Raw genomic sequence first — 16,181 nt, forward strand, 5'->3', positions numbered from 1 at the left:
ATATTTATTCAACTATTCCATTTTATGCTTAAGAATAGATTTAACTTATAATAAATTAATGCTTAAAAATTAAGTAATAAAGGGCTAAAAATTTGTCCCCTAAAATTTGTTCAAATTTTATTAAAGAAAAATAGCCGGTCTCAGCTGAACTCGCTCTTGGCATATATTCAGCCAGAAAAACCTTTTCCAGCTTGAAGTGTTTTTTCAGCGCAGAGGTCATTCATATAGGGGGTTAAGGATTTTTTGCTGATGCACTCGGGTTAATTATCCGTACCCCATCACAACCGCGCTCCATGGCGATAGCAGCATCTCTGGGATTATCTCCTCCCTTATCAACCAATAGCTGAACTTTGGCACTTTCTTTAATAATTGAAAGCATCTGAGAGTTCAAAATCCCTAACTCCGCGCCAATTAAACTACCCAAAAATATAATCGAACCACAGTCCCTACTTTCTAATTCTTGAACCATACTAGGAGCATCTGAGATATACGCCATGCTTTAAAAAACATCATCGATTAAGCCAGATGCGGTTTTAAGTGTTTCTGTGATATTGAGACAAAGCGTTAATGTTGTTTTAGGCAATAAAAATAAGCCTACACGCGATAAGACTATTTGAAGAACGGAAATGGGTTCTGTGCAATTGACTCCAGTATTTGATTTTACGTCAAGTACTCAAGCAACAAATCCTCCTGGAGTAAATCTTGCTTTGTATATGTTCTCCCTTTTTATGGCTTCAGAAATTAGAAATAGTACGGTAAGCATTAGTAAATTTTTTCAGCAATTAAACAAGCTCTAAGCTAAATAAACGATTTAAGGCTTTAAGCTCAGTTGAATCAAGCCAAACATGCCAACAGGTATTGGAGGTTATTGAGCGAAATTCTGAGTGAAAAATCTATCAGATAGCCAAGTTTTTGCGTAGCGAATTAGGTCTAAGTTTGTAATCGATGGTAAAGATTACCAAGCTCTACTTAAATTTTACAGAAATCAGAACAGTAAGATAGACACCCTATCCTGCTCTCTGTCTAAAGTTTTTCCATGTTTTTGGCTTAATTTTATCTATGAAACGCAATTTGTAGTTCGTTTAAATAAAATTGATTAATACTTAGGCTATTTAATATGAACTGAAGAGCTGAAGCTGTTATGACATTATTTTAAGCACGATTAAATCTGGCTTGGAAGTTTAACCCATTCCTTGCTAAAGCTTCTACATTGAGTATTAACAGATTTAGTAAATGCAGATGATATAAATGGATTTATTATTGCTGATTTTTTTGGCATTATTTATTGGAACTTCTAGTTCATTTCTATTCTTTTTTATAATATTAAAATTGAAACATTTGACAGAAATAAACCAATCAAAATTTGTGGATTATTTTTTCCCTATGATCATTGAGGAGAGCTGTATAAAGCTTTTACTGATCTAGACATCTCTAAATGTATCCAAGGGATGAACCGCTAAAGATATTTTTAAAATCAATTCCCCCCTCCTTACACTTTCAACCTATCTACTCCAGAGGAAACTCATAGGATGTACAAGGTTGGGTTTCAATCTTAAATTACGAGGTGGTTTAAGAAGCTAATGAATTTAATGAATAAAGTGCAAAAGCTAAAACTTTAGGATGAAATAAATGTGTCTCGATGATTGTAGTTAGATAACTTAAGAGTTTTAAAATGCCTCAAAGCTAAACCAGTCAATTTTCCATTTTATAATGCTATTTGTTTAAAAGGGCACTCTTAAACTGAAATAGCTTTAGGGAATGCAGTATTAAACTTGAACCTAAACTAGAAAACACTTAAAAACTCTTCTAAGTAATCAACTTTTGTTTTTCATTCTTACTTTTTTATTTGCAGATATTTTAGCGTCTGTTTATTTATTCCTCTGCACAAGAATAACCTGATATTTACCAGCCCAGTACTTTCCCTTTATTTACGCTTAGAACGTACTATTTTATATTTCGAGTTCTCTGGGTAAGTTATTAAAATCAGCCTCTCAGGAGATAACAGAAGCATATGCAGCACAGTTCTACACAACTTTTTATTTTTACTCAACTTCCTATCTTTCTTGAATAATAAGAAAAATTTAAATTTGGTGGCATACCTATATGATCAAAGTAGATTAAAAATTATGAAACCAGTGATTTTTTCTAGAGATGATATTTTTTGAATTTTGTATATCTCAATCCCTATCCCCGACCTTACTCTGTTGGTTTTAGCTCAAAACAAGTGTAGCAAGTTGCTACACTTGTTTTTTTGATTGGATCAGCATTTTTTTCAGCAAACTTTCCAGTTCTTTTAAGTTGTAATTATTAAATTCACTCATCTTTAATGACACTTTTAAGGTGTTATGATCAAATTTGATATTTCCTGCGACCTTTCCATCATATTCAATTTTGTGCACGATTGAGGTTTTGATCGGCTCTTTTGTTTCCGTCGACTTGAGTATCCTTTCAGCCAATAATGCAAGTTTGGTTTGTTCTACTTCTTTTTTCAGTAGTTTCGCCCAAGCTTCTAAGAGTGCTTTTTTAGCATTGTTGTAATTGGCTTCATAATCCGAGAGAAACTTTTTTACTGCGGTAGCTGCCGTACGTGCCAATAAAGTCGGTTGTTGCTCTAAATCTGCAATCAGTTCTTGAGGTAATTTTTCGAAAGATAGATATTTATACATATCTTCACGGTTCATACCTAAGGACTTTGCGAGTTTTTGCTTGTTCTTTTTTAGTTTCTCATTCAGAGAACTCAAGCCGACATAGATTTCATAGTCGGTTAAGTCTTCTCGTTTTAAGTTTTCCGCTAAAGTTAACAGTGCCACTTCTTCATCCGATGCATCTATGACGATCACTTCGATGGTATTTTTATTCAGAACTTGATGAGCTTTCAACCGTCGTTCACCGGCGATTAATTCATATTTATCTTGCACACGTCGAACTGCTATCGGTTGTAGTAATCCAATTTCGTCGATTGATGCTGCCAAGTCTTCAATATCTTGTTGATTAAAAAACTTTCGTGGTTGATTGGGACTAGGCTGAATATCTGTAATTTGTACATTACGACGTAATTCTTTCACATCATTGACATGCTCTTTCTGAGCTTGCTGATGTTTTTGAGTATTTTGTTGAAGACGTTGTGCTAACAGTTCTTTTGTACTTACCATAATATTCTCAGAGTGCTTTTATTCAACACGATTGATAATTTCTTTCGCTAATTCTTGAAAAGCTTTACGAACCTTAGCATTTTTATCTACTGCCAATAAGGGTTGTTGCAAAATTGCGGCTTGATTCACTTTGGTACTCATCGGAATTGTGGTTTTTAGTAATTCACCGACCTGACTTAAGGCTTCCTCTCTAATCAGTTTACATACATTTTGACGTTCATCATGTTTAATCAATAAAGCACCTAAAAGTTTTAATTCAGGATTAACACGTCTTATTTTACTTAAATGGTTAATTAAGTCAGTCACACCGTATAAGCCATATTGTGAACCTGATTCAATGGGTACCATGACATGTGTTGATGCCGCTAAAGCATTACTGGTAAGAAGTTTTAAGCTAGGAGGACAGTCAATTAGGATGAAATCATATAATCCTTTTAACAGTTCCAATTTAGTAGCCAGTTCTTCAGATGGTCTTGGAGAATCATCTTTGAGTTGGTCTTCAGTTTTACCTAAAGTGAGTGAACCATAAATTAAAGAAACATTTTTGAAATTGGTTTCTTCTTCTAAAGCTTCAGATAACAAACTTAAATCACCTACCAGCAATTCAGCTGAAGTGGTTTCAACTTCACTTGGATGTCTGGAGCCGATATGTAGACTTGCATTAGCTTGGGGATCTAAATCAATCACCAGTACTTTGTTGCCCAAGTCTGCCAATTCTGATGCCAGATGAACTACGGTAGTTGTCTTTCCGCAACCACCTTTATGATTTGCCACAGCAATGATTTTAGTCGACTTACTTGTCATAATAAACCTCATTTGAGTTATTGTAATATAAAGAACTTTGTAGCAACTTGCTACAGCTTCTTTATGCTACGTTGAAGTTATAGTCTGAACTTGAATAAAAAACAAACACATTCTTTTTTTATTCAATATAGCTAGCTAATTATAATTAGTATTAATTTATATAATTAGTTAATTATAATTAGAACACTTTTTTATTATTTAAAATCAATATCTTATATTTTTAAAAGTGGAAGGTTTGTCACTGAAAAGTGGAAGGTCTGTCACTGAAAGGTGGAAGGTCTGTCACTGAAAGGTGGAAGGTCTGTCACTGAAAGGTGGAAGGTATGTCACTGAAAGGTGGAAGGCTTGTCACTAGAGTGGAAGACTTGTCATCGAGTTTAAATAAAGTTTGAATTTAAACTATAAAATTATTTAAAAACAGTCTGTTAATCTGTTGATAAGTGAGTTAATTTCGCTTTAAAGGTGGAAGACTTGTCATTTTAATATTTTTAAACTGTGGATAACTTGTTTGTTCGTAATTTCATCAAGGATATTGTCTTTTTTTATTTATAGATCAGCTAAAAGTGGAAGGTTTGTCACGTTTAAGGTGCATTTTAATTTATCCTTTCCACTTTAAATGCTTATTCGGCGTATTCTTTTGCTTTTCAAACGCATTAAAAATGATTAACAAATACTAAAAGTGGAAGCTTTGTCACTAAAAAGTGTAATATTTATTTATCTTTCCACTTTAAGTTTAAAAAGTGTTTCAAATAGCAAAACAAAGTGACATGCCTTCCACTCTTAGCTTTCGCTTTGATTGTTTGTTATTCATTTCTGTATAGCATCTAGTTAAAAGGGTGGATAATTTGCATCGGATTCCACTTTTGTGTATAACATGTAGAAAAGTACTTTTATTTTCCACTTATGAACAAGCTGAATGAAAAACAAGAAACAGAATATTTACCTTATTGTATTGGGAATATTCGACATAATGGCGTGGTCAGTACCAGCAATCGCTTAATTCGACCGATTGAACTTTCATCCAATGAGTATAAGGCACTGCTTTATGCAATGGCGGTTGCAAATTACGGTGAGAAAAATAATCAAGATCGAGAAATTACCGAGCAAACTTATATCTATTTGCATAAAGATGACCTAGGCGAATTGCTGGGTTTAGATAAAAAAAATTCGATTAATGTTGCAATTGACCGGATCTATAAAGAGTTGTCATCGCGTGTTGCCCATTTTGTCATTGAAGAGCCTTTGGATGATAGCAAACGAAAAGTAAAAAAAGTTCACTCTGTCGTCCCGATTATCCGAGAGTTGCGTTGGGAAGATGACGCCAAAAATGCCTTACAAATTCGCTTTACCAGTGAAGTGCTGCCTTATTTTACCCGCTTGGCGAGCGGTAACTTCACCACCTATCAACTGAAGGATTTATTTGCTTTAGACTCAGTGACCAGTATGAGTCTATATTCCTATTTTATTAAAAATGAGTTTAAGTACGCTCATCAGGACTCATATGAAGTTGAGCTGTCACTGGAAAATATCAAAGCATTAACCGATATTGGGGAGAAGAAATATGATCGTTGGGTGGATTTCAGACGTTATGTATTAGATAAAATTGTTGAAGAAATTAATGAAAGAACCAGTCTAAAGCTAGAATATGACACCATCAAGAAAGGACGACCTATTGTAGGGGTCCGATTTAAAATTACCAGTAGACATACTGAGGTTATTAGTTCTCAGAGCAATGAAAAGACTCAAATCTATCTGGATGTAGATTTTGACGATAATGCCATCGTGAAAGAGTTGGGGGCAAAATTCGATATGACGGTTAGATCTTGGTATATTCATGCCAATGATCCGAATTATAAACAGTTCAGCAAGTGGTTCAAAACTGAAGGCTGTTTAACCGATTCTCAAGCTAACGTCATTGTGAACGATATTATATTCCAAATGGATTTTGCTGTGGCCGGCGTATCCATGAATGATTTTAAAAAAGAGATGAAATATAAGCTAAAAAATGATCCTCACTTTGTTCAAGGAAATCGCGGACGTCTGAATGAAATTTTTGGAAAAGAGATTATTTAAAATGTGTAGCAACTTACTACACATTTTTTAGCAATCGATCCCACTCAAGTTAGGCTAGATATCCAATCACCGGAATTGAAACGACCCATTAGACCAGCTGCTGAAAGAGGCTATTAAGAGCTAAACTAAATTACTTCAGTATTATAAAATAAGTGTAGGTGGTTTAAACGACCAAGAGAGCATTACCACAGCTACATAAATCACTTTAGACTATTGTCCATACTTTAAACCATATAATGAGAAGAACGTGAATTTTGAGATTATATTCGGAGTTTAGGTGCTGTGAAAATTTGTTAATTTTTCCAAAGAATTGAGAGTGCGGGAAGAAGTCATTTTTCGTGAGTTGAGTGAAAGATAATGGGCCTATGCCTTATAGTGAATAAATTAAAAGGCATGCTGTTTTTAGTTATTAAATAGCCTAAGTATATTTTAATTTTTACTTTATCAGCTCGGCTTAAAAATATGGTGGAGAATAAAAAGAGTTCGAAAATGGCATTATTTTTTAAGTAAGCTATAAATTTATTAATCCCAAGGACGGGGCATATGCGGAATGGTAGGTAAAGCCATAGAGAATCATTATTATAAATAACTTAAAGTAATAGGACTATTTCTTCAAAAAAAAGTGGATTTTGCTCAGTCGCGGGCAATCTATCCCTTTCAACGTGCATTTGCCAATAATCCTCTTTGGAAGAGTTATCCCATTTCCCTTAAGAATATTTTCAACCAGAAAAACCATTATTTCATTCACGTTCACTGTGGTGTCCTAGGTATTACTAAACCCGTGACTAAAAAACTTATCATTATTTACTACCTGGTTTAATCAAAACAATTCAATCTTTATCTTTTGCTAAATCTCCAAATAAAGAAGCATATTTTTTCTAAAAAAATTTATAGACTAAGTGAAAAGAGCAGCTTTTTTATAGTTAACCGACTGGAGAAAATATTGAACCTTAATAAATTAAATTCCTAAAACATTATTTAAAAGCAAAACAACCAAAGCCATATGAGGGATGATTGGTCAGTATTAAAAACAATGCTCACCTATAAAAGCGAGAACGCACAGGGTATGGTAGGGATACCAACCAAATTTTTTACGGATTTTAAAAGTAGAGTCGATTTATCTATAAGAGGATGGATATAGAGGCAGTGGCTAGACTTTATCGAAGGAATTAAATTTTTTTAGGTGCATGCTGTTGCTAGGGCAGACGCGTCAAGTAGTAAGAATCGCTGTCCCAGGTCTGGAAAAATGTAAATTAAAAATTTATCAGGAGTTATAAAATGGGAAAGATTAAGCAAGAAGTGAATCTAAGCGAGATAGATATTGGAATTTCTAAAGAGAATCGTGCTCAAATTGTCAAAGATCTTTCACGCTTACTCGCAGATAGTTATACCTTATATCTAATGACACATAATTTTCATTGGAATGTGACAGGTCCTCAGTTTAACAGTCTACACATTATGTTTATGACGCAATATACTGAACAATGGAATGCATTAGATGTTATTGCAGAGAGAATTCGTGCATTAGGATTTCCTGCTCCAGGAACCTATAAAGAATTTGCGTCTTTAACCGCAATTAAAGAGGTCGAGGGTGTACCCAAAGCCCAAGAAATGGTCAAGCTTCTAGTCAATGCGCATGAAACTGTCGCACGCACCGCCAGAGGGATTTTTTCAATTGTGGAAAAAGCAAATGATCAACCCACTGCAGATATGTTAACACAGCGACTTGATGTGCATGAAAAGACAGCTTGGATGTTAAGAAGTCTTTTAGAAGAGTAGAAAATTAGCGTTAGGCTGCCCATTATTTATAAACATGAGCAGACAGCTTATGTTTACTTTAAGAGAATGTTTAACTTTTGTTGATATCTCATCGCCGAGATTGACAGGAAGAGCGCAGTTTAGGATCAGGCATAGGATAAAGTGAGTGGGTTTATCAACTTAAGTCTATTCACGCCCTATTTTTTATTCACTGATAAAATCAATTGTAAATTGCTATCACGCTTATAAATATCAAATCATTAGCAAATAGAGCTAAGCTAGACTTTAGTCAGATGGGATTTGTTATTTGCATCCCATCGACAATACGTGAAAATGAGATTGGAAATGACAACTGAGAATTTGGCTCAAAAGCACCCTTTATATATTCCTTATGCGGGTAATACCCTTTTAGAACTGCCCTTGTTAAACAAAGGCTCTGCATTTACTGAACAAGAACGTAGTCAATTTAATTTATATGGCCTCATTCCTCATGTAATTGAAAGCATTGAGGAGCAGAGCCAGCGTTCCTATCAACAGTATTGTGCTTTTAATGATGATATTAATAAGCACATTTATCTGCGTAATATTCAAGACACCAATGAAACCCTGTTTTATCATTTAATTGAACATCATTTAAGTGAAATGATGCCGATTATTTATACACCTACAGTAGGAGAAGCGTGTCAGCGTTTTTCCGATATTTATCGTCGGCATCGCGGGATTTTTATTTCTTATCCCGACCGAGCACATATTGATGACATTTTACAGAACGTGAATAAAAAGAATGTCAAAGTCATTGTGATTACTGACGGTGAACGTATTTTAGGTTTGGGGGATCAAGGAATTGGCGGGATGGGCATTCCGATAGGAAAACTGTCTTTATATACCGCCTGTGGAGGAATAAGCCCGGCTTATACCTTGCCGATTACTTTAGATGTCGGAACCAATAATCAGCAGTTACTGAATGATCCTATTTATATGGGTTGGAATCAACCGCGTATCAGTGGCGATGAATATTATGAATTTGTTGACCATGTGATTGCAGCCATTCAGCGCCGCTGGCCAAAAGCCCTGATTCAGTTTGAAGATTTTGCCCAAAAAAATGCGATGCCTTTGTTAAGTAAATATCGTGATCAAATCTGTTGTTTTAATGATGATATTCAAGGTACGGCTGCTGTGTCTGTAGGCAGTTTGATTGCAGCCTCGCATGCCGCAGGGAAACAACTAAAAGATCAGACGATTGCTTTCTTGGGGGCAGGGTCAGCGGGTTGTGGAATCGCGGAACAAATCGTGGCGCAAATGGTGACTGAAGGTCTAACCGATGCCCAAGCGCGTGCTCGGGTTTATATGGTTGACCGTTTTGGATTGATCACTGAAAATCAGCCAAATTTGCTTGACTTCCAACGCAGGCTTGCGCAAAAACCTGAAAATGTGGCACATTGGGGCAATGCAGAGGAAATCATCTCTTTATTGGATGTGGTACACAATGCCAAACCAACGGTGTTGATCGGTGTATCTGGTCAATCCGGTTTATTCACTGAAGAGATCATTAAGACGCTCGCTGCCAATTGTGAACGTCCGATTGTCTTGCCACTATCCAATCCGACTTCACAAGTTGAAGCTGTGCCAGCAGATATTTTGCAATGGACCGAAGGCAGAGCCCTCATTGCGACCGGCAGTCCATTTGCGCCTGTAAATTATCAGGGCAAGATTTACAACATTTCGCAATGTAATAACTCTTATATTTTTCCTGGTATTGGTTTGGGGGTAATTGCTTCAGGTGCAACTCGAGTAACCGACAGTATGCTAATAGCATCGAGTAATACCTTGGCCGCATGTTCACCCATGTTACAAAATCCAGAAGCGGATTTATTGCCTGATTTGAATGAAATACAACAGGTTTCTAAAATTATTGCCTTCAAAGTGGCTAAAGCAGCGATGGAGGCTGGTGTTGCACCGGTAATTTCTGATGAGTTGTTAACTCAAGCAATCGAGGCAAATTTCTGGAAGCCAACCTACCGTGCTTATAAGCGGGTGACATTCTGATTCGATGTAAATACCGCTTTAAGTTACTATAGATAGATTGTTTTTTAAGATTAAACCGAGTTATACAAATAGCTCGGTTTTTTTAATAAAGCATCATTCATTTTAGCTGCTGAGTGAACATGAAATAAGATGGTGGTCTAGAATCGTTATATAAATTGCATTGAAATAAAGGGTTAAGGTTTAAAAATCTAAAGCAGATGAATCAGCCTCTCTTTAAGTATTGTAATGAATACTTTCATATTTTTGTGATTAAAAACATAAATAATTAAGTTTATTACAAATGAATTTATTAACTCATTTTGCAAATATGTTATAAAGTGTAAACATGGACACAATAATACGAGACTGCGTTTTTGAAACAGATTCTCCTGGCCCTTAAATTAAATCTGCGTAAGCTGATCCTGATTTCGACTATTGTCAGTGTTTCGTGCTTGTTTATTGTTTCTATATGTATTCTCAATTATGTGATTAAAGATCAACTCATTCAGAACTCGCTTTCAGTCAATGAAAAGTATGCCTCAAAGGTTGCCACCAGCGCAGATCAGCATTTCGATGATATGCTCCAAGAGTTAAAGTATAGTGCTGACCTGTTAGGACAGAGTTTTTCTAATCGCCAATTAACCCAAGAAGAAGCAAAGCGGCTTAAAAATCAATCCCACAAATTTAATAGTCTATTAATTGTTGATAAGCAAAGAAGAATCGTCTCTTTTGCACCACAAAGTTTGAATCTAAGTACCCAGATTTTATATAAGACAGTGGGAATTACTGAATCCTTAAAGCATAAAACAACTTATATTTCTCCGCCTTATTGGTCAGTTAAACATAATCTCGTGGTACTCCTCTCTCAACCTATTTATGACCAAAATAAAAATTACCAGGGCATGATTGGCGGTACGATTTATTTACAAAAGAATAATCTGATTCAGCACATGCTTTCCACTGAGTATGACTTTAAAAAAAGTTATATGTATGTGATTGATCAGGATAATCGAATTATTTTTCACCCTGATCGGACAAGAATTGGGGAAAAAATTATTAATAATAATGGTCTAGACTATATGGTGCGTACCCGGATGGGGAATATCCGCTTAATCAATAGTCGTGGGGTCGAAAATCTGGCAGGTTTTGCATATATTCCGAGTGTGAACTGGATTGTAGTTTCCCAGCAGCCGACCGAAGAGTTGTTAAAACAGGCCAATACTATTCTTTTGAAAGTTTCAGTCGGCATTTTTATTTTTTATTTTTTTATATTTTTTATTGTCTGGCGCTTGTCACGCTTTATTTCTTCACCTTTAAATAGTTTGGCTAAAATGGCCAGCATGCTTAATCAGCCAGACATTCAAGACAAAATCAGACAAGTGGATCCCTGGTATTTTGAAGTATTAAAATTTAGAACGTCTTTGCTCCTCAGTTCACAAGTGTTCAGTGAAAAGATTACCGAATTGCGTCAACATGTAAATACTGATCCGTTGACGGGTTTGTATAATCGACGCGGTATGCAACTCTTCTTAAAAGAAGTGGTGAGTTTAAGAAGAGATTTTGCTGTTCTTGCAATTGATATTGATTTTTTTAAGAATATTAATGATAGCTATGGTCATAATCAGGGGGATGTTGTTTTAAAAACCCTGGCCAGTTTTATGAAAAATAATTTTAGGGACGAAGACATTTGTTGTCGGGTAGGAGGAGAGGAGTTTATTGTGTTAATGACCACTTCAGATCCTAAGGTAGCTTACAATGCTGCGGAACGTTTAAGAAAAACAATCGAATCAAGCAACATTAATTCTATCGGTCCGATTACAATCTCGATTGGAATCGCATTTTGGCCTAAACACTCACACGATGTAACCGAAGTTTTTAAAATGGCAGATAATAAGCTTTACCAAGCTAAAAATAGTGGCCGTAACTGTATTTGTTATTAGAGAATAGAACGGTATGCATTTTTATAATAATTTAAGTTACTCATAACTCAGCTTGAGCTCGGTAAGGGGAGCAGGTTTAGCAAAATAGTAGCCTTGAAAATGGTCACATTCATGTTCTCTTAGAAACTGAGCTTGAGCTTGAGTTTCTATGCCTTCAGCAATCACTTGTAATCCCAGTTTATGCGCCATAACAATAATTGCCGCAACAATAGCGCCATCTTTTTCATTTTCAGGTAAATATTCAATAAAACTACGATCAAGTTTTATCTCGTCAATAGGTAAAGTTCGTAGATAACTCAGACTGGAATATCCAGTTCCAAAATCATCCACTGAAACTCTTACACCCAGTTTTCGGACTGTTTTTAAAATTTCCAATGAGCGGTCCGCACCCGCAATTAACATGCTTTCAGTGACCTCAACTTTTAACAACCGAGGCGGTAGCTGGGTTTCTGCTAGTGTTTGCTGGAGTTCTTGCAAAAAACCACTACGTCTAAATTGCAAGGGAGAAAGATTGACTGCTACACTGAGATGAGTCCCATGCTTGTTATTCCAATCGACCATATCCAGGCATGCTTGTTGTAAAACCCATTGACCAATCACTACAATTTGGCCAGTTCTTTCGGCAAAAGGAATAAAGTCTGCGGGAGAAATAATCCCTTTCTCAGGATGCTGCCAACGGATGAGTGCTTCTACACTTTTAAGCTGTCCGGTACTGGCATTAACAATCGGCTGATAAACCAGTCTGAACTGTTTTTCCTCTAACGCGACCATTAATTCATGGCGCATTAGCACATAATCAATTTTAGGGGTAAGGGTAGAGTTAAAAGCATACCAATGCCAAGTATTTCCCCCTTCTTTTTTTGCTTCGCTCATGGCATGAATAGCATGATGGAGCAATTGTTTAGATTTTTCTACCTGAGGATCATCGTCTGCAATGCCAATACTGGCACTAATATGGACTTTGTTGCCTTGAATATCAAAAGGCACAGATAAGCCTTTTAATATTTTTTCGGCCATCATGATAACTTGTTTTAGGTCCTTACATCTATTCAGCAGGATAGCAAATTCATCTCCTGAAAAATGAGCGACTAAATCTTCCTCTGGAATAATATGCCGTAAACGATTGGCTACAGCAATAAGCAGTTCATCACCTACTACATGTCCCAAGCTTTGATTTAAAGGTTGGAAATCATCTAGGTCGACATACATAATAATTAAAGATTGAGGACGATCATGTTGTATGGAAAAAGCCACATCAAGTACTTTTTCAAAAGCATGATGATTCATTAAGCCGGTTAAACTATCGTGATTTTGTTGATGCGCTATATATTCTATATTTGCTCGTTGCTGGGTAATATCTTGCTGAATTCCAATAAAATGCTTACAGCGTTGTTGCTCATCAAACACAGGAGCCAGTACCAGCTGATTCCAGAACCAACTGCCATTTTTGCGGTAATTTTTGATGGTGACCTGAATTTCTTGCTGATGCTGAATCGCATCCCGGATTTTATTTAGCGTTTCAGGATCGGTATCGGCGCCTTGTAAAAAACGACAATTTTTCCCCAAAATTTCTTCTTTTGTATAACCCGTTAGACTTTCGAAAGCAGGATTAACATACTCAATAGCCTGATCATCGGATGCTCCGGTTAATATTATTCCATGAGGATTAGCATCCACGCTGCGCTTAAGAAGATGTAGCAACTCTTCGCTTACCCGCCGATCGGTAATATTACGTGCGATACTAAATATGCCAACCACCTGTTGAGCCTGTTTAATCGGTAAATAAGTCAGATCTACCCAGTAGTTCTCTCCTAAACTATTCACCGCCTGTATTTCAAGATGTTGTCCTGCACCTTGTACAGCTTGCCGAAAAGCACTTTGTGTTATCGCCAGATATTCAGGACAAACCAACTGGGAAAAATGTAAACCTTTACTTTGTTCTAGACTAAATTTGGTCAACTCTTTAGAGGCTAAATTGCTATCAACAATAATCCCATTTAAATCATGTTCAAAAATGGTATCCGGATGATAAGTAAAGAAAGAACGATATTTATCATTTAATGCGAGAGTATGTTGACGTTCTTGATTTAAATCTATGCTTAAGGCAATGAGTGATGCAGCATGACGAAGTAATTTAATTTCAATCTTGGTCGGAATTTTAGAGGAGGGATAATAAGTTCCAAAAGTACCATATAGTTTTCCGTTTGCATTAATAATAGGTGTCGACCAACAGGCATTGAGTTGATCTTGCTGCATAAACTGCAAAAAAGAAGACCAGTTTGGGTGGGTAGCTAAATTTTCACAAATAATTAATTTTCGATAAAAAGCTGCGGCACCACATGCACCCACATCGGGTCCTATTTTTAAATCCTTCATCGCTTCTTTATAACGATCAGAAAAATGTTGTTTACCACTGATCAGATTTAAAGTTTGTTCAGCTTCTGAGTACAACATAATGGATACCATTGACTCTGGTATCCGTGCTTCTAACCATTGACTGACCGTATCAAAGATGACTGTTAAGTCGGCATGCTGCCCGATTAAATTAAAAATAGATTGAGTATCCAAATAATTCGCTGTCTGACTCATCTAGTATCCCATCCTTGAGTGGTATGACTCATATTTGATAGATTCTCAACTGAAATTCTTTAAATTAGATCCAAATATTGAGTACCAATCTCACTTAAATAATATAACAAAATTGTGATGAACCTCATATACAATATCTGTATGTTTATATAGAGACTAATACAAGTGATACAAACCATCATAGGCCAGACATATACCTTGGTGAATAGCGACAATTTTTTAGGCATTTGTTAATTATATTAAATGAAATCAATTAAGAGATTTTGACAACTTAGTTTCTTCTTTTCTAGATTCAAGAAATTTAATAACAATTTGTCAAAATAGACTACAGCCCAAAATCAGGTTATGGCAGCCACAATCTGAACCTACAATGAATATTTTAGAAGCTGTAAAACATTATTTTAGGAACGGTTTTAAATTTATATGTGACACTAAAATGCCAGTTATATTGGACTAGTTTTTTCAACTCGTATAAGCGCCATTATGTTAAATGAATAGAGATTTGATTAATTTAGTAATGTCATTCTAGAAAAGATTTAAAGCTATACTAAAATTTTGTCACTTTGAATAGCCACCGATTTTGTAGACACTCTTTAGTTAGATAAAATGGCTAATTAACGAGGTGTTTATGAGCAGTAGCAAACGATATCCTGAAGAATTCAAAATTGAAGCAGTAAAGCAAGTGACTGAAAAAGGTCATAGCGTGGCTGAAGTTGCCGCACGTTTAGGTATAACCACGCATAGTCTTTATGCCTGGATTAAACGTTATGATCCTCAACAGCCTAAAATCACAGAATCTGGTGATCCACTTGCGGAATTGGCAAAGCTAAAAAAAGAACTTCAAAGAGTCACAGAAGAAAGAGACATATTAAAAAAAGCCGCGGTGTACTTCGCAAGCCAGTCCAGGTGAGGTATGCCTTTATTCAGGACAACCAGCGTATCTGGCCGATCCGTCGTTTGTGTTCAACTTTAGATGTTCATCACAGTGGCTATTACGCATGGTTAAAGCAACCCATCAGTAAGACTGCTCAGAAACAGCAAGAGCTTTCAGGATTGATTAAACAACTCTGGCTCGAATCTGGTGGAGTTTACGGCTATCGTAAGATTTACTGTGACTTAAAAGACATAGGTGAAAGTTGTGGAATCAATCGAGTCCATCGGTTGATGAAAGTGGGTGGTCTTAAATCACAACGTGGCTATCGTAAACCTAGAGTACATACTGGGACTTCAGCGGTTGTGGCTGAAAATACTTTAGATCGGCAGTTTAATCCAACTCATCCCAAACAACTGTGGGTGACTGACATTACTTATATTCGTACACATGAAGGATGGCTATACCTTGCTGTGGTGATTGACTTATTTTCACGTCTTGTTGTTGGTTGGTCTATGAAATCGAGAATGACGACAGATCTGGTTTTAGATGCCTTATTGATGGCTCTATGGCGAAGGAAACCGAAGAACAAAGTACTCATCCACTCAGATCAAGGTAGCCAATATACAAGTCATGAATGGCAAGATTTCCTCAAACATCATAATCTGGAAAGTAGTATGAGCAGGAGAGGAAATTGCCATGACAATGCTGTTGCTGAGAGTTTCTTTCAGTTGCTAAAGCGAGAGCGTATTAAGAAGAAAATTTACGTATCGAGATCAGATGCTAGAGCAGACATATTTGAATATATTGAAATGTTTTACAACTCGAAACGACGACATGGTTCCAATGGTCAGCGTTCTCCATTAGATTATAAAAAGGCCCATCAAAAGATGGTTACGTGTGTCTAGAATTTTAGTGGCTATTCACTTTAATAAAATAGAAATTTGATAATGGAATTCACTAAAAAAA

The 16,181-nt window shown here is 36.0% G+C and carries 9 protein-coding genes; 5 read left to right on the forward strand and 4 right to left on the reverse strand.

What is annotated here, in order from left to right; genetic code table 11:
- Positions 1–232: 232 nt before the first annotated feature.
- The 3 genes from AC3CAU_RS10445 to AC3CAU_RS10455 form a co-directional block, all read right to left on the reverse strand.
- Positions 233–496 (reverse strand): hypothetical protein, encoded by a 264-nt coding sequence (locus tag AC3CAU_RS10445; protein WP_447054383.1) that lies wholly within the window; start codon positions 494–496, stop codon positions 233–235.
- 1,741 nt (positions 497–2,237) lie between these two features.
- Entirely contained in the window at positions 2,238–3,152 is a 915-nt protein-coding gene (locus AC3CAU_RS10450) for a ParB/RepB/Spo0J family partition protein (protein ID WP_447054384.1), read from the reverse strand.
- 18 nt (positions 3,153–3,170) lie between these two features.
- Positions 3,171–3,956, reverse strand: a complete 786-nt coding sequence (locus tag AC3CAU_RS10455; protein WP_131218350.1) for a ParA family protein — start codon at positions 3,954–3,956, stop codon at positions 3,171–3,173.
- A 903-nt stretch (positions 3,957–4,859) separates the two neighbouring features.
- Between AC3CAU_RS10455 and AC3CAU_RS10460 the strand changes: the two genes are divergently transcribed.
- From AC3CAU_RS10460 to AC3CAU_RS10475, 4 genes are all read left to right on the forward strand, one after another.
- A complete protein-coding gene (locus AC3CAU_RS10460; RefSeq protein ID WP_131218352.1) occupies positions 4,860–6,029 on the forward strand; it encodes a replication initiation protein in 1,170 nt (389 codons plus the stop codon).
- Between the two features lie 1,278 nt (positions 6,030–7,307).
- Complete coding sequence (locus AC3CAU_RS10465; protein ID WP_131218354.1) at positions 7,308–7,808, forward strand: Dps family protein; 501 nt, start codon at positions 7,308–7,310, stop codon at positions 7,806–7,808.
- A gap of 324 nt (positions 7,809–8,132) precedes the next feature.
- Positions 8,133–9,833: an NAD-dependent malic enzyme gene (locus tag AC3CAU_RS10470; protein WP_447054385.1), complete on the forward strand. Its 1,701-nt coding sequence runs from the start codon at positions 8,133–8,135 to the stop codon at positions 9,831–9,833.
- Between the two features lie 353 nt (positions 9,834–10,186).
- The gene (locus AC3CAU_RS10475) at positions 10,187–11,752 is read left to right on the forward strand and encodes a sensor domain-containing diguanylate cyclase (protein ID WP_131218358.1); all 1,566 of its coding nucleotides are present in this window, start codon (positions 10,187–10,189) and stop codon (positions 11,750–11,752) included.
- A gap of 36 nt (positions 11,753–11,788) precedes the next feature.
- Here AC3CAU_RS10475 and AC3CAU_RS10480 read toward each other — a convergent pair whose 3' ends face one another.
- The gene (locus AC3CAU_RS10480; protein ID WP_447054386.1) at positions 11,789–14,341 is read right to left on the reverse strand and encodes a bifunctional diguanylate cyclase/phosphodiesterase; all 2,553 of its coding nucleotides are present in this window, start codon (positions 14,339–14,341) and stop codon (positions 11,789–11,791) included.
- A 628-nt stretch (positions 14,342–14,969) separates the two neighbouring features.
- Here AC3CAU_RS10480 and AC3CAU_RS10485 point away from each other — a divergent pair.
- Positions 14,970–16,120, forward strand: a protein-coding gene (locus AC3CAU_RS10485) for an IS3 family transposase (protein ID WP_447052843.1) whose coding sequence is annotated in 2 segments (ribosomal slippage) — positions 14,970–15,210 and positions 15,210–16,120 — 1,152 coding nt in all. Because the reading frame shifts where the segments join, the coding sequence is not laid out codon by codon here.
- Positions 16,121–16,181: the final 61 nt, after the last annotated feature.

Source organism: Acinetobacter sp. GG23, assembly GCF_057766365.1.

What these genes read in the sequence shown, in the direction of transcription:
- AC3CAU_RS10465 (WP_131218354.1), top strand. Translation starts at nt 7,308, where the DNA reads ATGGGAAAGATTAAGCAAGAAGTGAATCTAAGCGAGATAGATATTGGA.
- AC3CAU_RS10450 (WP_447054384.1), bottom strand. Translation starts at nt 3,152, where the DNA reads ATGGTAAGTACAAAAGAACTGTTAGCACAACGTCTTCAACAAAATACT.
- AC3CAU_RS10455 (WP_131218350.1), bottom strand. Translation starts at nt 3,956, where the DNA reads ATGACAAGTAAGTCGACTAAAATCATTGCTGTGGCAAATCATAAAGGT.
- AC3CAU_RS10470 (WP_447054385.1), top strand. Translation starts at nt 8,133, where the DNA reads ATGACAACTGAGAATTTGGCTCAAAAGCACCCTTTATATATTCCTTAT.
- AC3CAU_RS10480 (WP_447054386.1), bottom strand. Translation starts at nt 14,341, where the DNA reads ATGAGTCAGACAGCGAATTATTTGGATACTCAATCTATTTTTAATTTA.
- AC3CAU_RS10460 (WP_131218352.1), top strand. Translation starts at nt 4,860, where the DNA reads ATGAACAAGCTGAATGAAAAACAAGAAACAGAATATTTACCTTATTGT.
- AC3CAU_RS10445 (WP_447054383.1), bottom strand. Translation starts at nt 496, where the DNA reads ATGGCGTATATCTCAGATGCTCCTAGTATGGTTCAAGAATTAGAAAGT.